We start from the raw sequence: 17,068 nt of genomic DNA on the forward strand, positions 1-17,068 counted from the left end.
GTTCACTTTTCCTTTACTTAAAAAGGGCATTCAGCATTTTTTTTGAACATTTTTTATAGTAAAATCAAATTTAATGTAAAAAAACGAAGAAAAGTGAATCATTTTTGGTTTTTTATTCGTTTAATAGGTGGCACGGTACGATTTGCAAGCATAGCCTGTCAAACTGATTATGTGTGAAAGGGATTGATAAACATCGAAGATTTTATTATTTCATTAGCTGATGCCTTTAAGAATTTGTCGTACTTCGGCATCTTTCTTGCATTATGCATTGAATTTGTTCCTGCTGAAGTGGTGTTGCCTCTTGCAGGTTACTGGGTTTCAAAAGGGGACATGGCCTTCATCGGTGTTGTGGCTGCCGGTTCTATTGGCGGTGTGGCAGGCCCCTTGACCTTGTACTGGTTAGGGCGTTATGGAGGGAGACCCTTTTTAAATAAATATGGGAAGTATTTCTTTGTTAAACCTGAGTCACTTGATAAGTCGGATGCCTTTTTTGAAAAGCATGGCGGATTTGTTGCGTTTAGCGGCCGGTTTATTCCAGGGGTCAGAACCCTTATTTCCATTCCGTGCGGGATTGCGAAGATGAATGTATGGGTTTTTTGTCTGTATACGTTTTTGGCGATTACGCCGATTACATTTGTGTACGTGTATTTAGGATTTGTCCTTGGAGAGAACTGGCAAGAGGTTGGAACCATTTTAGAACCATATGTATTGCCGATTGGTATTGGTGTGCTCTTGTTGTTTGTTGTCTACGTGTGGCTCAAACGAAGAAAAAGAAAAACAGAAACACCAACGGCTTAATCAGCGGGTGAAGATGGAAAGTCACCTGTTGACAATCCGGGATCTGTTGATTATGATATAAGTAATCTAAATATTCTTAATCCCACCAAAGGGGAGTAGCGTCCGGTTATCACCGGAAACAAAGTCGTCATTACATGGAATCTCATTCCATCGGCTTTGTTGGCATGATTTACATATCACATGTCTAGCAAGACCTTTGCCATTACAGGCAAAGGTCTTTTTTGCATTCATAAGCCTTTGTCTGTTGTGGGACAATAGATAAAAAATAAGGAGGAATGATGATGGATGCAGCAATTATTTTAGAGTACGGGTGGGTTCTTCTCGTATTGATTGGGTTAGAAGGGATTTTAGCAGCTGATAATGCGCTGGTTATGGCTGTGATGGTCAAACACCTTCCTGAAAAACAAAGAAAAAAGGCATTGTTTTACGGACTTGCGGGAGCATTTGTCATGCGATTTGGTTCTCTTTTTCTTATTTCGTTTTTAGTAGATGTGTGGCAAGTTCAAGCCATTGGCGCAATTTATCTTCTATATATTTCGATTCACCATATTTTAAAATCGCACGTATTTAAGAAAAAGGAAGCAGACACAAACATGAAACAAAGCGGCTTTTGGGCAACCGTCGTGAAAGTTGAGCTTGCTGACATTGCATTTGCAGTAGATTCTATTTTAGCAGCCGTTGCATTAGCTGTGACTCTGCCAGCAACAAACCTTCCACAAATTGGTGGGCTTGATGGCGGTCAATTTATTGTCATTCTATTAGGCGGTATCATTGGTCTAGTGATCATGAGGTTTGCGGCGACTGTATTTGTGAAACTGCTTAAAACGAGACCAAGCCTAGAAACAGCAGCATTTGTCATTGTCGGATGGGTTGGCGTGAAGCTGACGCTCTATACACTTTCTCATCCAGCTATTGGGGTCGTGTCCTCTCATTTCATTCATTCAACATTATGGAAAATCATTTTCTGGACGGTCCTTCTCGCAATTGCAGCATTTGGTTGGTTTTTATCAAGTCCATCAAGAAAAGGGGGCCAACAAAACGAGGAAAAACAAGAGAAGCGGCTGGAAGAGTAGGTTTTTTGAAAGAAATATCATTTCATTTTCATAACACGTATATTACAAAAAAGGGGGGATACCCCCTTATTTCTTTGCTTTTAAACGAAACGTTGTAAAGTAGATAAAGAAATACATGTCACAATTGAGTAACAGGAAATGAATTCCTCATTTCTTCCTTTGCGCTTCCCTCATAAATTAGCTATCATAAATGAGTAATATAGGGAGAACTGAGGTGAAACCATTGCTTAGCCTTTTGTTTAAAAAGGGAAAGAAAAAGCAAACATTAGAGCAGTCGGCAATCAACATCCAACAGGGTGATACCGAGCTGCAAAATGCATTAATAGAGCAATACAAACCATTTGTCGCTAAGACGGTTTCATCCGTTTGTAAACGATATATTGATGAAAAAGATGATGAATTCAGCGTAGGCTTAATTGCCTTTAATGAAGCGATAGAAAAATACTCTGCCGAAAAAGGCAACTCACTCCTTGCATTTGCGGAGTTAATTATTAAAAGAAAAGTAATCGACTATATTCGAAAAGAAGCAAGAAACGCGCCAACGGTTCAAATGGACCTTCAAGAAAGTGAGAATGGCGAATACTCGCAAAGCATGATTGAAGCAGAGCTTTCTGCAAATGAATATAGGCGTTTAATTGAACAAGAACATAGAAGAGAAGAGATTGAACATTTTAAAGAACGATTGAAAGTATATGGTCTTACGTTTCAAGAACTGCTTGAGCATTCACCAAAGCATGCGGATGCGAGACAAAATGCCATTAAAGTGGCCCATACACTCGTTAAGCACGATGAACTGAGAACCATTTTATTTCAGAAAAAACAATTGCCAGTCAAACAGCTGGAAAAGCTAGTGGAAGTCAGCCGCAAAACGATTGAGAGAAATAGAAAATATATTATTGCGATGGCGATCATTATGACAGGTGATTATGTGTATTTGAAAGATTACCTTAAAGGGGTGCTTAATTCATGAGAAGAGGCATTATAGTAGAGAAAAACAAAAAATATGTCACACTGCTGACCCCTGATGGACAATTTCTGCGGACAAAGTATGAACAGCAAGACTATGAAATCGGTCAAGAAGTGACGTTTCCGAATGAATCACGTCTCGAAAGAAAAAGAGCCGGTTTTTTTGACCTGCTTCGTTTACGTCCGTTAAATGCAGGAATTCTATCAATTGCAGCAATTATTGTCGTGATCTTCACTATGATGCCATCTTTCTCAAGTCAAAAAGCATATGCATATATGACGATTGACATTAACCCAAGCTTTGAGCTGAAACTCGATCACAACTATCAAGTGATCGGTGTCACTCCGCTGAATAAAGATGCGAAGCAAGTACTGGCCAGTATGAAAGATTTAGAAAAAAACGACATGACCAAAGTCGTGCAGGAAATCATCGATGATTGTGATAAAAAAGGATACGTGAACCACTCTAAAAGCATTTATATTTCAACTGTTTATGAAAACAAGCAGGATCATACATACAAAACAAACGTAAAAAGTAAAATCAGCACCATCTCGGGGGAATATCAAAAGCGCAATTATAAGCTGGAAACTGTGGAAGGTGACCTGGAAACAAGAGAAAAGGCACAAAAAGCAGGCATTTCAACAGGAACTTATATTAGAAATCAAGAAATGCAAGACAACGAACAAGAGGACGTTAAAAAAGATGATGAAGATCCAGCAGATGACGAGGCTGTCAAAGAAGAAGAGCCGAAAAATGCTGATGAAGATCAAAAAGACGAAGACAAAAAAGAAGACATAAAGACAGACGATAGCGATGAGATGCAGCCGGATAAAGAGGCTCCTGAAGGCGAAGACAAAGAGCAGAAGGAAGTTGAGAGGGAAGAGCAAGGAGCTGTTCAAAAGCCTCACCAAACAAGCCCTAATCTTGACAACAAAGAGAAAAAGGGAAAAGAAGAAAAGGATCGCTCTTTTGAAAAAGACAAAGAGGAAAAAAAAAATCACTCAACTGATCCAAATGAAAAAAAACATCCAAACGGCACATCACGTGGTGATACTGAAAAGCATGTAAAAAAAAACGGCAGTGGTCAGAATCGTCCGTACGTCGAACGTAACAGAGATGGCGTCAAACAAAAAGGAAAAAACACATCGCCCTCATACCGTGAAAACCGGGATGAGCCTACATATGAACAGTAAAAAAACGCCAGAATAGATCCGGCGTATTTCACCATGTCTTTATTTAGTTGAATGGCCCATTTGAGATTGCGCCTGCTGTACGAGTCTTTTTGTCATCTCGCCGCCAACAGAACCGTTTGAACGTGCGACTGTATCTGAACCGAGATTCACGCCAAATTCTTGAGCGATCTCGTATTTAAATTGATCTAAAGCTTGTTCTACTCCAGGAACAAGAAGTTGATTTCGATTTGCCATCACATATTCCTCCTTTCACCTCATGTTTGTTGCGCCTTCTTATTTTGAAAAAAACAGCCTGCAATTATGCTGGCAATTGCTGCACAAAAAAGCCGAGGTGATGAAAGTCACCTCGGGCTCAGTTTTAAGCCTTTTTCAGCTGAAGCGTATTAAACATCATTTCTTGCGCTGTGCTTTGCAAGTGAGAAGTGAAAACGGAGAAAACGGTAGAACTGATAATGCCTTTAATCAAATGCCATTGCGGCTTCGTCAATTCTGTAAACTCTTCGTGTAGCTTGTCCGTCTGCTCTTCAGTCATTTCTCGTAAATTCGTTTCCTTTAATGGAAAATGTGTATGGTGATAAATAAAATCAAGGACGTGCGCATATGCTTCATAAAAACGGATGGGGCTGATAATATCATCCGTTCGATCTGTGATCGTATTAAATAAGGCAGATAAAATCGTACGAATAGCATCAAAATCAAATACTGATTTTAAATCCCGGACAATTAATAAAATAACGACTTGATCAATGGAGTACTTCTTGCCAAGCTCTGGATGGCCAATCATATCTTTAATATCGCGCTTGATCCAGTTTTGAATGGCTGTTGATTTAAGAGAAGTCAGTTCACACAAGTTGCCAAGCTCAACGATTTCGTTCGTTGAAAGCCCGTGCTCTGATTTTTGCTTCCGCCGTTCGAGTTTTTCAAAAAAAGAAGGGATTTTTAATTCATCATATTCATGTTCCTTATCGCTTTTTACAGATAAATTCAAAAGCTGAAGCGGAGTCAGATCTCCCTCGCCTTTTAGAGAATACAGAAGTCTCGTCATGTCAATTCTCGTTAATTTAAAAGTCACCATGTTCCACCTCATTTTGTACGTCAAAAACGTGATTATTGATCTAATTCAACATCATAATCTCTTTTTAATGAAAATGCAAAATAAACTAAAATAGGACCGATGCGTCACAATTTGTTCACTTGTTTGCGGATGCAAGTAGCGTAATCATTGAAATGACGAGGTTTTAGCCAGTATGATAAACATAGAAAACGATTCCTTTTTCCTTGCAATTTGAGACGTTTATTTTTATAATTTTATTAATAAGTTCAAATGAACTTAATATGACAGCGGAGGTTATGTATGGGTAAAAGAATATTTCTGTTTATATTAACGAACATTCTTGTTATCACTACGATTGGTATTGTCCTATCGGTTATTAGTGCAGCAACTGGTGTTGGTTCTTATATAGGAGCAGACGGAAGACTTAATATCCTTTATCTTCTTGTATTCAGTGCAGTTGTTGGTTTTGTAGGCTCGTTTATGTCACTAGCGATGTCTCGCTGGATGGCAAAAATGATGATGGGTGTGCGTGTGTTAAATCCAGAAAAGGATTCTTTAACATATGATGAGCAGCAGCTTGTTGACCGCGTTCACAGACTATCAAGAGCAGCAGGCCTTTCTAAAATGCCTGAGGTCGGTATTTACCAATCATCTGAAGTAAATGCATTTGCGACAGGCCCTTCTAAAAGAAGATCGCTTGTTGCCGTATCAACTGGATTGCTTCATGAAATGGATGATGCAGCAGTTGAAGGGGTTATCGCTCACGAAGTCGCTCACGTAGCGAACGGTGACATGGTTACAATGACGTTACTCCAAGGGATCGTCAACACGTTTGTTGTCTTCCTTTCAAGAATTGCGGCATGGATCGCAAGCCGTTTCGTTCCACGTGAAGAGCTTGTGCCGATTGTTCACTTTATCGCTGTGATCGTCTTCCAAATTATTTTCTCTATCTTAGGAAGCCTTGTCGTATTTGCTTACTCTAGACATCGCGAATTCCATGCAGACCGCGGCGGTGCGGACCTTGCAGGAAAAGATAAAATGATTCATGCGCTTCGTTCACTAGAGGCGTATACATCAAGAATCAAAGATGATGATCAAGCAGCTGTTGCTACACTGAAAATCAGTGGTAAAAGAAAAGCTTCTCTTTTCTCAACACACCCTGATTTAAACGAAAGAATTAGAAGACTAGAAGCAAAATAAGAAAGATCAAAAGACATTCTGCGTAAGGATGTCTTTTTCTTTTTGATGAAAAAGTAAATAAAGCACAAAATACCTTTAAAATCTTTTTTCTTTTCATTAAAATGATATAGTATTCGAAAAGAAAGATAAAAGAAGGAATAACCATGAATCCAATGAAAAAACTAATCGACCGGCTGTCGGCTTTTCAGTTGATTGCCCTTTATTATTTTCTTGCTGTGACCGTGTCGTTCATTCTACTCAGTCTACCAGTGGCTCACCAAGAAGGAGTCAAATGGACATTTATTGATGCGCTGTTTACAGCTGTGAGTGCTGTCAGTGTCACGGGTCTGACTGTTGTCGATACGTCACAAACATTTAGTGTGACCGGGATGTGGATCCTTGCATTTGTTTTGCAAATCGGCGGTATCGGCATTATGACCCTTGGTACATTCGTCTGGCTGGTTATGCGAAAAAGGATCGGCATTAAAGAAAGAAAATTAATTATGGCAGACCAAAACCAGAGCAACTTATCAGGAATTGTAAAACTCATGAAGCAGGTCTTGTATTTAATCTTGCTGATTGAGTTTGTAGGCGGTCTGATTTTAAGTATGTATTTTCTAAAGTATTACGATGTGCAAGGCGCTTTTTTACACGGATTTTTCTCTAGTATCAGTGCCACAACCAATGGAGGCTTTGATATTACTGGGAATTCGTTAATTCCTTATAAAGATGACTATTTCGTCCAATTTATCACGATGCTGCTCATCATTTTTGGCGCTATTGGCTTTCCGGTACTTGTCGAAGTAAAGGATTATTTATTCAATCAAGACCGAAAACATGCATCGTTTTCATTGTTTACGAAAATTACAACGATCACGTTTGGCCTCCTTGTTGTCGTTGGGGCAATTGGGATTTATGCACTTGAAGCCCGGTTTACTTTTCTAGGGAAGAGCTGGCATGAAATCTTGTTTTATTCTTTGTTTCAATCAACAGCTACCAGAAGTGGCGGGCTTTCGACATTAGATATTACGCAATTGACAGAGCCGACACTGTTATTTTTATGTTTGCTGATGTTTATCGGGGCATCTCCAAGCTCGGTAGGGGGCGGAATTCGGACAACCACGTTTGCCCTTAATTTACTTGCTTTGTTTCATTTTGCGAGAGGGAATAAGTCCATTAAAATCTTTAAAAGAGAGCTTCATCAAGCGGATATTAATAAATCCCTCATGGTGACGATGATGGCCTTTATTTTAGTGTTTGGTGCTACGTTTCTGTTAACTTTATCAGACCATCATACACTTCTTGAAACTTTATTTGAAGTTTGTTCTGCCTTCGGAACAACAGGACTGTCGCTCGGAATTACGTCTGACTTGTCCGTATTTGGTAAGTGTATTATTATGGTCGTCATGTTTATAGGACGGATTGGAATTCCAAGCTTCTTGTATTTAATTGGCCGCCGGGAAAGTGAAGCGAATTATCATTATCCGAAAGAGCGTGTGATCATCGGCTAACCAGCATTCCTACTGAATGCTGGTTTTTTTATTTCCATTATATAACTGGCTAAATCACAAAGGATGTTCGCAATCTATAGGTAAGAGGTGAAAGAGACGTGCTGGATGTGTTATGGAAAGCAATTGTAATGCTGCTCGTTGGTACTTTGCTGCTGAGAATAGCAGGGCCTAAATCCATTAGTCAATTAACGGTTCAACAGACAGTCATCATGATTTCGATTGGATCGATTATTATCCAACCCTTTATTGAGCATAATTTACTTGAAACCATTTATGCGGCCGCCATTTTTATTGTGGCGCTTGTGATTATGGAAAAGCTGTCGATCCAATTTGATTTTTTTGAAAAATTGGTTTCAGGGAAGTCTGTGGTGATTTTAGAGGATGGGGAAATGCTTGAACACAAGCTGAAAAAAACGCGGCTGACAAGGGATCAATTCAAAATGCGCTTAAAGCAGCAGGGCATCACAGACATTGGCAGTCTCAAAAAAGCAACACTAGAAGCGAATGGGCAAATTGGATATGAGTTAAAGCCTGAGGAAAAACCAGTGACAGTCAAACAAATGAAAGAGCTGTTTGATCAATTGAGCGAAGAACTAAACATGTTAAAAAGGAATGATGACAAATGAAAAGAAAAACAGCAAAAAATGAAGCACTCACGAATAATATGACGCCTACAGAAAGCATGGCGCACGATCAAGGACAAACACAATTTGACGAGCAATCAGAAGACCGCCAGGCGAACCGAAATTCTCATCAAGGTAAACAGGGGGGAGCATCTCGTGACTAAAAAACATGTGAAAAGTAAAGATATGAAAGACCATAAAAAACCGATGAACCCCGATATCTTGGAAGAGGAATTTGGCAGCGAGCTGGGAGATATAAACAGCAGTAAATGGATTGATACCTTAATGAAGCCTAAAAAAAACGATGAATGTCACACTGAACAGAAAAACAAAAATAAATAGAAAAAAACGATCCTGAGAGATCGTTTTTTCTATTTAATATAACTGTTTTGTCTGCCAGTAATGGTTCGCATCAGACTGGTCATTTTGAGCTCGATGACTGGTTGTGCAACAGTTTTAACAAATGTGCTAGATAAGGTAAAGGTTAAGAGAACCGTAAGCAGCAATAGAATCAATACACTTGCCGTATTTAGAGCCCAATCATCAAACCAAGTCGTTCTTAAAAGCTTAATCACAAAGCCATGAAGTAAATAGACATATAACGTTCTTGTGCCCCATTTGGTAAAGAAGAACCGGCGTGTAGGGACTAATGCAAAGAAACTAAAGGTAGCAGCAAATGCAAGTAAATACCATGCCATTCGTTTCATCGCTGCAATGAGTCCTTCATCTCCAAGAGAAGCGTACGATTGTGACCCAAATAAAAAGGAATAATCGAATTCATAAAAATAGCAAAACATGAACACGGCCATCAGTACAAGAAGTGCAGTCAGTTTCCCTTTGCTTGTTCGGATAAATTCAAAGTGCTGCTTTTTTAAATAAAAGCCAGCTAAAAACATCGGCAAAAAGACAAACGTACGAGATAGGCTGAGCGTATCACTAATGCTGTCCACGTAACCGACAAGTAACGCCATCGATAAACTGACGATCATTGCCCAGTGGAATGGCAGTTTTGAAAAAGGAATGAGTAGTAAGTTCCAAAAGAATAAACTGATTAAAAACCATAAAGACCATTGCGGATCAATCGGATTTAAGTTAGAGATGCTTTGATCCTGTAAGAAATAATAATACACAGAATAGATGACCTGAAAAATCAAATATGGGATGATCAGCTTAACTGCGACTTTTTTCATAAAACCTGGTTTTCTAAAACCTTTGGCAAAGAAGCCAGACACCAATATAAAAGCGGGCATATGGAATGTATAAATAAATTTATATAAGTAGAGTATCCAGTCATTATCATGTATGAATGACCGTAACAAATGACCAAAAACAACTAGAAAAATCAGAAGAAATTTTGCATTATCAAAATAACTGTCTCTCGTTGACGTCATAACATCACCTTTCCTGCTTCTTTTCGAACATAAACGTTCTAAGTGCACTGTTCCCTCATTTGCCCCATTTTAAAATACAAATTGGCTCATTTCGCTATTTGATGTGAAATTGTAGAACGGTTGTAAAAGAAGCGTAAGAAAAGAGAATCGTTATACAATCGTGTCATCCAAATGAAACAAATGAAGCAAGCCTCGTGTAAAAAGTTCTCTTTTTTTATGAGTCGAATGAAGGAACAATGAAAATCTTGTAGAAATATTGTAGAGGAATGAGGCTGGAAAAGGAGTGTAAGAGAATGACTGAAACGCTCGATGGTGCGAAAAATATCAGAAAATTAGAAAAAGAGAACGAATATTTGCGAAATGAATTGATACAGCACAAAATGCTGTTAAATAAGACGTTAGATGCGATTTTTATATTTGATCAGCACCTCAACATTATCCAAGCCAATGAAGCGACATGCAGGCTTGTGCAAACACCGAAAGAAGACCTCCTCAATAAATCCGTTCTAGATTTCCTATACGGCATCCCGAAAAACAAAATTGACTGCTCGCTTGAGATTTTTTTTCGAAAAGGAACGTTAAAAAGAGAGATCTCCATTCAACTTGAAAATGGAGAGACAAAATATATTGAATTTGTAGCGGAGCACGACGTGGTGAATCAACAATATATTGTCGTCATGCGTGATATTTCTTCAAAGAAAATATTAGAGCGAGAACGTTCGATGAATGAGCAGCTGTTTAAAGATTTATTTGATCGAGCGATTGACGGTATGGTTATTTTTGATCAGGATGGTTGTATGATTGACGCCAATCACTCTTTTTGCCAGAGCTTTGAACTTCAAAAAACAGATTTAACAGACCGCTACTTAAATGAATTTGTTGAAGAAGAAAACCTTCCAGCGCTCCAGCAGCTCTTAACTTCATTGAAAGAAACAGGGAAAGCAAAGGGAGAACTTCCTGTTACCCTTCAATCTGGGCAGCACAAATTATTCGAACTGACCATCACATCCAATGTGATGAGTGGTTTTTACATGTCCATCATGCGTGATATTACAGAAAAAAGATTAATGGAAGAAAAGCTGCTAAAAAGTGAAGAACGTTTTAGAGAAATATTCGAAAATGCGATGGATGCCATCATCATTTGGGCGGATGATGGAGAAATTGTCAGGGCAAATGAATCAGCCTGCCGAATTTTTGAATTACCGATGCATCAGCTGATTGGCAAGAAACTCATGGATTTTCTAGTCAAATCTGATCGCAGATACCGGCCGACAAGAAGACGGTATATAAGGAATCTTGAAATCAGAGAAGAACTCCTCTTTAGAATGGCGAATGGCCAATTCAAAGAGCTTGAGTTCACCTCTAAGCATGCGGTATTAGAAGGGCAGCACTTAACCATTCTACGGAATGTCAGTGACAGAAAGCGAATGGAAGAGGAGCTGCGAGAAAGTGAGCTCAAATTCCGTAAAGTATTTAATGGCTCTATGGATGGCATTGTTCTTTTCGATAATCAATACCGGATTATTGATGTGAATCCATCCGCAAGTGAACTGCTTGGCCTCAAAGATGATCACTTAACGGAAATGAACCTTTTTCATATCCTTGCGCCATATCAAATTGAAAATTTGGCACAGCCAGCTCAGGCGATGTCATTAGACGAGATGGACAATGAAGTTCCATTTGTGCTGAACCATCCAGATCAACGTATTTTGGAGTTTTCTTTTAAACGAAATATTATTCATAACATGAATTTGGCCATCTTTAGAGATGTGACTGAGCGCAAGGAATTAGAGGAGCGGGTAAGAAAATCGGATACGCTTCATGTTGTCGGAGAGCTTGCCGCTGGAATTGCCCATGAAATTAGAAATCCAATGACGGCTTTAAAAGGTTTCATTCAGCTGCTCAAAGGAAACATTGAAGGGGAGTATTCGCTCTATTTTAATGTCATCACATCAGAGCTAAAAAGAATCGAATCCATCATTACAGAATTTTTGATTTTAGCGAAACCGCAGGCCATCATCTATGAAGAAAAAAATGTCGTGCAAATTGTCAAAGACACGATGGACCTTCTTCACGCACAGGCCAATCTTGGCAATGTACAAATGCATTTAGATGTGCTCGATGATATTCCGCTCATCTACTGTGAACAAAATCAATTGAAGCAAGTCTTTATTAACATTTTAAAAAATGCGATTGAAGTAATGCCTCAGAAAGGAAATGTATACGTGAGCATTCAAAGGAAGGGGGAGGAGCACATTGTGATTTCTCTTCGTGATGAAGGCTGCGGCATGACAGAGGATAAACTAAAGCGTCTCGGAGAACCATTTTATACAACAAAAGAAAGAGGCACTGGACTTGGGTTAATGGTTAGTTATAAAATTATTGAAGAGCATCAAGGAACCATTGAAGTAGAGAGTGAAGAAGGGGTCGGAACAGTGTTCCATCTCACGCTTCCACTCCGGCAGCAGAAACAAGAAGGGGAGCTTTAATGTGTATTATACAGTCTATACCGCACCAATCGGGGCATTATACATACTAGAGAATGATGGCGCCATCATTGAAGTGAAGTTTGATGATGAATCGTTTTTGGTCAAAAAACAGAGAGACCGTTTTAAACAAGAAGACACGCCTGTATTAAAAGAAGCGAAAAAACAGCTGGATGAATATTTTAAGGGCGATCGGAAAGTGTTCGATCTCCCGCTCAAGCAAGCAGGCTCTCCGTTTCAAGAGCAAGTGTGGGAGGCACTTTCTACTATTCCGTATGGTGAATCAAAAAGCTATGCTGATATTGCAGAAGCGATCGGCAATCCAAAGGCTGTCAGAGCCATTGGACAAGCTAATAGACGCAATGCATTGCCTATTTTTATCCCGTGTCACCGGGTCATTGGAAAAGACAGGACTCTGACTGGTTATGCAGGGACGAAGACAGGGATGAAAGCGATCTTATTAGAATTAGAAGGCATCCCATTTGTTCAAAAATAAATGAATTGACCTGTTCCAAATGTTTAGTGAGCGACATATCCTTTTATTAAGCTAAAAAAGTTGGTCTAGGGAAAAAGGAGGCTGCTAACATGTTATGGGGCAAAAAAGATAAAATGTACGCCGTCACATCACTATGTGTCAAAATGAACGTGTTGACAGAAGAACAGAAAAAAGAAATATTAGCAAAAACGAACGAAACAAAAAAGCGCGGTGCTCTTAAATGATAAGAACCCCGCGCTTTTGTTTGATTAAAGTGACGCGCTTTCGGTGAATAGTGCATCAATTTCTTCTGTATAGTTGGAAGTGATAATGCCTTTTTCTGTAATGATTCCAGAAATGAGGTGGTGAGGAGTCACATCAAAGGCAGGGTTAAATACCTGCACGTCAGGAGGCGCAATTTGGATGCCGTTTAATTCCTTTACTTCCTGTGGGTCGCGTTCTTCAATCGGAATATCTGACCCATCCTGAGTTGACACATCAAAGGTCGAAAGAGGCGCAGCCACAAAAAATGGAATTTGAAAGTGTTTAGCTAAAATAGCCAGACTTAACGTTCCAATTTTATTTGCTGTATCACCGTTTCTAGCGATTCGATCTGCACCAACAATAACGGCAGAAATTTGTTTTTCTTTCATCGTATGGGCTGCCATATTATCCGTGATAAGCGTCACATCTACGCCACCCTGCATCAATTCCCATGTCGTCAGACGAGCGCCTTGAAGGACAGGACGTGTTTCACATGCGTAAATGTGAAGATCGAGGTTTTTCTTTTTCGCTAAATAAAAGGGTGCAAGCGCTGTTCCGTACCGGCTTGTGGCAATGGAGCCTGCGTTGCAAATGGTCATAATTCGATCACCAGATTTAAAGAGCTGAAGAGCATTTTGACCGATTTGCCGGCATGTTTCTTCATCTTCGATTTGAATTTGAATGGCTTCATGGACAAGATCAGTTTTGGCTGCATTCACCGAAGCAGCACGCTCAATGCGCTGATAAAGCCGGTCTAATGCCCAGGCAAGATTCACAGCGGTTGGACGAGCACTGTTTAAATATTCTTTCAGGCGGGCGACTTCTCGCTTAAAGAGATCAATGTCTTCTGTATCAATCTCTTGTGCACTCAGTGCGAGCCCAAAAGCCGCTGTAATGCCAATAGCAGGTGCTCCGCGTACTTTTAGTGTCACAATGGCATCATACACATCTTCTTTTGTATATAAATGCTCAAACACGGTTTCAGCGGGTAATTTTTGCTGATTCAAAATGTTGATACGGTTTTCTTCCCATTCGACGGAACGGGGAACTTCAAATTCTTTAGACAAAACTCGTCACTCCTTTACAGTTTGCTGGAATAATGCGACGAGGTCAGACGCTGTTTCCACTGCTTGATATTGTTTGATGAATGTTTTTCCTAGTGTAAGTGCTGCTTTTTTCTGCTGAAGCCTTCTAGAATGTGATGGAATCGCATCGAGATCAGCCGCATGTGCAAGACCGATGGTTCGGCGAACAAGCTCACAGCCAGCAAAGCCGGTGGCTTCTTTTAAAATACGGTCAAACGTTGTTTCTAAAAAGCTGTCCGATACACTAAACGCTTCAATACTGTCTTCTTTCCATGCTTTTGTGAACACTTCTTTGAATGTTGCCCACACATTGACGACATGATCAAAAAGGTGCTGCTGATCCTGCTCATTCTCATGAGATAAAGCATTTATGAACAGATTGGCAATAAAGTGACCGATATCGAATCCGAAAGGACCGTAAAAAGCGAACTCTGGATCAATGATTTTCGTTTCCGTTTCGTTTGCAAAAATACTGCCTGTATGAAGATCTCCATGTACCAGTGTTTCAGCAGAGGTTAAGAAGATCCGTTTCAATTCGGCTGCTTTTGCTTGCAGTTCAAGATCAGCCCATAGTGCTTGTGCCTCTTCTCTTAATTCCTCTTCGAAGTCATTCGTTTCGCTGTCAAAGAAAGGATCTGTGAAGACGAGTTTTTCTGTAATGTCACAAAGATCAGGGTTCGTAAACTGTTTCACGAATTGTTTTTTGATTTTAGGATTTGTGGCAAAGTCAGACGTGTAAAATAGTGTTCTGCCTAAAAATTCTCCGACATGATCTGATAAATACGGATAATGTTTTCCGGCAATTAGCCCTTTTCTGACGATTTCAAGGTGTGATAGATCCTCCATTGCCGTCACTGCAAGAGCTGTATCCGAATAATAGACGGCTGGTACAAGATGAGGTGCATACTCTGATTGCTTGATGAGTGCTGCACTTTCAATTCTTGCACGATCTAATGTCAGCGGCCAGCTTTCTCCAACGACTTTTGCGTAAGGAAGGGCCTGTTTGATAATCAGTCCTTTTGCTTGTTTGTGATCATAAATATGAAAGACGTAATTTAAATTTCCGTCACCGATTTCAGTGCATGTTAAATGACTGCTCTCCTGAATCAATCCAAGTCTAATGGCAAGTGCAACTGCCGAACTTTCTGTTAATTCTTCATATGATGCCGTAAGTGTAACCAATTGCTTCCCCTCCAAATCATATAAAAAAGCCTCTTTCTCCTGAGAGAAAGAGGCTTGATGGCGTGTATGCTCGAAGCCTCTCTTATCTCTCAGCACATACGTCTGATGGAATTAGCACCGTGCCCTATAAGACAATTGTCTTGGCGCTGTACTTGCTGCGCCCCACTTCACAGTGGTATTAACGGTCGGTTGCTGTTGGGGTCAAAAGGCCAAATCCCTCGCCCAACTCTCGATAAGAGAAATCAATATGTAATTGTTTCATGTCTGCTTGCATTTCTTAATTCTAGATATTATCAGAGCTGCAGTTCACATGTCAATCTTTTTTCAAAATTGCTTTACAATTCATAAAACAATCCATTACAGTGATTGTATTGTCATGTAACTTGAATAGAAGGTGAAAAAATGGAATTCCAGCAATCGGATGTATTGAAACATTTACCGAAACAATTTTTTGCGTCGCTTGTACAAAAAGTACAGAAAAAAGTGCAGGAAGGGGCAGATGTGATTAATTTAGGTCAAGGAAATCCTGATCAGCCCACTCCTCCACATATTGTGAAAGCGATGCAGGAAGCGGTAGCAAAACCTGAAAATCATCAATACTCCTCATTCCGCGGGACAGCGAAACTAAAAAAAGCTGCAGCTGCTTTTTATGAAAGAGAATATGGCGTCACGCTTGACCCAAAGACAGAGATTGCCATCTTATTTGGAGGGAAAGCGGGACTAGTCGAATTGCCGCAATGCCTACTGAATCCAGGTGATACGCTGCTTGTTCCAGATCCAGGATATCCTGATTACTGGTCAGGCGCTGTGCTTGCCGGAGCTCGCATGGTCACAATGCCTCTTCTTGAACAAAATGATTTTTTACCTGACTACCACCAATTGTCAGAGCAGGATAAGAATCAAGCAAAATTGATGTACTTAAATTACCCAAATAATCCGACTGGTGCGACTGCAACCCGGACATTTTTTGAAGATACTGTTGCGTTTGCGAATGAAAATAAGATGTGTGTAGTCCATGATTTTGCATATGGCGGCATAGGATTTGACGGCGAAAAGCCCCTTAGTTTCCTGCAAATAGACGGAGCAAAAGAGACAGGTATTGAAATCTATACATTGTCCAAAACGTATAATATGGCTGGTTGGAGAGTCGGTTTTGCAGCAGGGAATGCCTCTGTTATCGAAGCCATTGAGCTTTATCAGGATCACCTGTTTGTGTCACTGTTTAAAGCAACTCAAGATGCAGCAGCAGAAGCACTTTTAAGCGATCAAACGTGCGTACAAGTACAAAATGATCGGTACGAAAAAAGACGAAACACTTGGATTGCTGCATGCAAAGAGATTGGCTGGGACGTCAGTGCGCCAAAGGGCTCGTTTTTTGCTTGGTTAAAGGTGCCTGAAGGGTATACATCTGAAACTTTTTCTGATGTATTATTAGAAAAAGCACATGTTGTTGTGGCACCCGGGAATGGCTTTGGTGCTCACGGTGAAGGCTACGTCAGAGTCGGACTTTTAACAAGTGAGGAGCGGCTAAAGGAAGCAGCTGATCGTATCGCTGCCTTGCAGTTATTTGAAAAAAAGCCATTGACAACGTAAAAAAATGGTGCGATAATTCAGGCAATATTTAAGAAAATTGAATATTCTTATCAAGAGTAGGCAGAGGGACTAGCCCAATGAAGCCCGGCAACCGACTTCCATGAAGCACGGTGCTAATTCTTGCAGCAAGCGCTGAGAGATAAGATTCGGATGAATGAGACGAAACCTCTTTAACGCGCTGATCAAGCACTTAA

General features: G+C 40.0%; 17 protein-coding genes, 1 pseudogene and 3 riboswitches. Of the genes and pseudogenes, 13 read left to right on the forward strand and 5 right to left on the reverse strand.

Features of this window, described 5'->3' with window-relative positions; all coding sequences use genetic code 11:
- Positions 1 to 183 precede the first annotated feature (183 nt).
- The 4 genes and pseudogenes from NSQ70_RS06485 (at position 184) to NSQ70_RS06500 (ending at position 4,031) form a co-directional block, all read left to right on the forward strand.
- A complete protein-coding gene (locus NSQ70_RS06485) occupies positions 184 to 798 on the forward strand; it encodes a DedA family protein (RefSeq protein ID WP_039169164.1) in 615 nt (204 codons plus the stop codon).
- A 78-nt stretch (positions 799 to 876) separates the two neighbouring features.
- Positions 877 to 983, forward strand: a riboswitch (yybP-ykoY riboswitch).
- Positions 979 to 1,871 (forward strand): annotated as a pseudogene (locus tag NSQ70_RS06490) (TerC family protein). It overlaps the preceding riboswitch by 5 nt.
- Positions 1,872 to 2,085: 214 nt before the next feature.
- On the forward strand, positions 2,086 to 2,841 hold the full coding sequence (gene sigI, locus NSQ70_RS06495) for an RNA polymerase sigma factor SigI (protein WP_008346139.1): 756 nt from the start codon (positions 2,086 to 2,088) through the stop codon (positions 2,839 to 2,841).
- Positions 2,838 to 4,031 (forward strand): anti-sigma factor domain-containing protein, encoded by a 1,194-nt coding sequence (locus NSQ70_RS06500; RefSeq protein ID WP_159159576.1) that lies wholly within the window; start codon positions 2,838 to 2,840, stop codon positions 4,029 to 4,031. The genes sigI and NSQ70_RS06500 overlap by 4 nt, the downstream gene beginning before the upstream one ends.
- Before the next feature lie 39 nt (positions 4,032 to 4,070).
- Here the strand turns inward: NSQ70_RS06500 and NSQ70_RS06505 are convergent, their stop codons facing one another.
- Both NSQ70_RS06505 and NSQ70_RS06510 read right to left on the reverse strand, forming a co-directional pair.
- Entirely contained in the window at positions 4,071 to 4,265 is a 195-nt protein-coding gene (locus NSQ70_RS06505) for an alpha/beta-type small acid-soluble spore protein (protein WP_008346135.1), read from the reverse strand.
- Positions 4,266 to 4,389: 124 nt separating this feature from the next.
- Positions 4,390 to 5,106 carry a DUF1836 domain-containing protein gene (locus NSQ70_RS06510; protein WP_024719639.1) on the reverse strand — a complete coding sequence of 239 codons (717 nt, stop codon included), beginning with the start codon at positions 5,104 to 5,106 and terminating at the stop codon, positions 4,390 to 4,392.
- Positions 5,107 to 5,385: 279 nt separating this feature from the next.
- Between NSQ70_RS06510 and htpX the strand changes: the two genes are divergently transcribed.
- The 5 genes from htpX (at position 5,386) to NSQ70_RS06535 (ending at position 8,740) form a co-directional block, all read left to right on the forward strand.
- Positions 5,386 to 6,285: a protease HtpX gene (gene htpX, locus NSQ70_RS06515; RefSeq protein WP_008346130.1), complete on the forward strand. Its 900-nt coding sequence runs from the start codon at positions 5,386 to 5,388 to the stop codon at positions 6,283 to 6,285.
- A 143-nt stretch (positions 6,286 to 6,428) separates the two neighbouring features.
- Positions 6,429 to 7,775: a TrkH family potassium uptake protein gene (locus NSQ70_RS06520; protein ID WP_007498761.1), complete on the forward strand. Its 1,347-nt coding sequence runs from the start codon at positions 6,429 to 6,431 to the stop codon at positions 7,773 to 7,775.
- A gap of 98 nt (positions 7,776 to 7,873) precedes the next feature.
- Entirely contained in the window at positions 7,874 to 8,401 is a 528-nt protein-coding gene (locus NSQ70_RS06525; RefSeq protein WP_039169160.1) for a YetF domain-containing protein, read from the forward strand.
- Complete coding sequence (locus tag NSQ70_RS06530) at positions 8,398 to 8,562, forward strand: hypothetical protein (RefSeq protein WP_008346124.1); 165 nt, start codon at positions 8,398 to 8,400, stop codon at positions 8,560 to 8,562. Before NSQ70_RS06525 ends, NSQ70_RS06530 begins: the two co-directional genes overlap by 4 nt.
- A complete protein-coding gene (locus tag NSQ70_RS06535; protein WP_039169158.1) occupies positions 8,555 to 8,740 on the forward strand; it encodes a hypothetical protein in 186 nt (61 codons plus the stop codon). The genes NSQ70_RS06530 and NSQ70_RS06535 overlap by 8 nt, the downstream gene beginning before the upstream one ends.
- A gap of 29 nt (positions 8,741 to 8,769) precedes the next feature.
- Here NSQ70_RS06535 and NSQ70_RS06540 read toward each other — a convergent pair whose 3' ends face one another.
- Positions 8,770 to 9,789 (reverse strand): acyltransferase family protein, encoded by a 1,020-nt coding sequence (locus tag NSQ70_RS06540; RefSeq protein ID WP_007498757.1) that lies wholly within the window; start codon positions 9,787 to 9,789, stop codon positions 8,770 to 8,772.
- A 293-nt stretch (positions 9,790 to 10,082) separates the two neighbouring features.
- On the opposite strand from NSQ70_RS06540, the gene NSQ70_RS06545 reads away from it, so the two are divergent.
- The 3 genes from NSQ70_RS06545 (at position 10,083) to NSQ70_RS06555 (ending at position 12,995) form a co-directional block, all read left to right on the forward strand.
- On the forward strand, positions 10,083 to 12,278 hold the full coding sequence (locus NSQ70_RS06545) for a PAS domain-containing sensor histidine kinase (RefSeq protein ID WP_024719640.1): 2,196 nt from the start codon (positions 10,083 to 10,085) through the stop codon (positions 12,276 to 12,278).
- A 1-nt stretch (position 12,279) separates the two neighbouring features.
- Positions 12,280 to 12,771, forward strand: a complete 492-nt coding sequence (locus tag NSQ70_RS06550; protein WP_041092361.1) for a methylated-DNA--[protein]-cysteine S-methyltransferase — start codon at positions 12,280 to 12,282, stop codon at positions 12,769 to 12,771.
- Between the two features lie 89 nt (positions 12,772 to 12,860).
- Positions 12,861 to 12,995 (forward strand): hypothetical protein, encoded by a 135-nt coding sequence (locus NSQ70_RS06555; protein ID WP_017359454.1) that lies wholly within the window; start codon positions 12,861 to 12,863, stop codon positions 12,993 to 12,995.
- Between the two features lie 24 nt (positions 12,996 to 13,019).
- Here NSQ70_RS06555 and mtnA read toward each other — a convergent pair whose 3' ends face one another.
- On the reverse strand, positions 13,020 to 14,081 hold the full coding sequence (gene mtnA, locus NSQ70_RS06560; protein WP_039169153.1) for an S-methyl-5-thioribose-1-phosphate isomerase: 1,062 nt from the start codon (positions 14,079 to 14,081) through the stop codon (positions 13,020 to 13,022).
- A gap of 6 nt (positions 14,082 to 14,087) precedes the next feature.
- Complete coding sequence (mtnK, locus tag NSQ70_RS06565) at positions 14,088 to 15,281, reverse strand: S-methyl-5-thioribose kinase (RefSeq protein WP_268361420.1); 1,194 nt, start codon at positions 15,279 to 15,281, stop codon at positions 14,088 to 14,090.
- A 79-nt stretch (positions 15,282 to 15,360) separates the two neighbouring features.
- A riboswitch (SAM riboswitch) is annotated at positions 15,361 to 15,520 on the reverse strand.
- Between the two features lie 163 nt (positions 15,521 to 15,683).
- Here mtnK and NSQ70_RS06570 point away from each other — a divergent pair.
- Positions 15,684 to 16,874, forward strand: a complete 1,191-nt coding sequence (locus NSQ70_RS06570; protein ID WP_268361423.1) for a pyridoxal phosphate-dependent aminotransferase — start codon at positions 15,684 to 15,686, stop codon at positions 16,872 to 16,874.
- Between the two features lie 44 nt (positions 16,875 to 16,918).
- Positions 16,919 to 17,020, forward strand: a riboswitch (SAM riboswitch).
- Positions 17,021 to 17,068 lie beyond the last annotated feature (48 nt).

It is taken from the genome of Bacillus sp. FSL R5-0397, from assembly GCF_038593395.1.
Taxonomy (GTDB): Bacteria; Bacillota; Bacilli; order Bacillales; family Bacillaceae; genus Bacillus; species Bacillus altitudinis.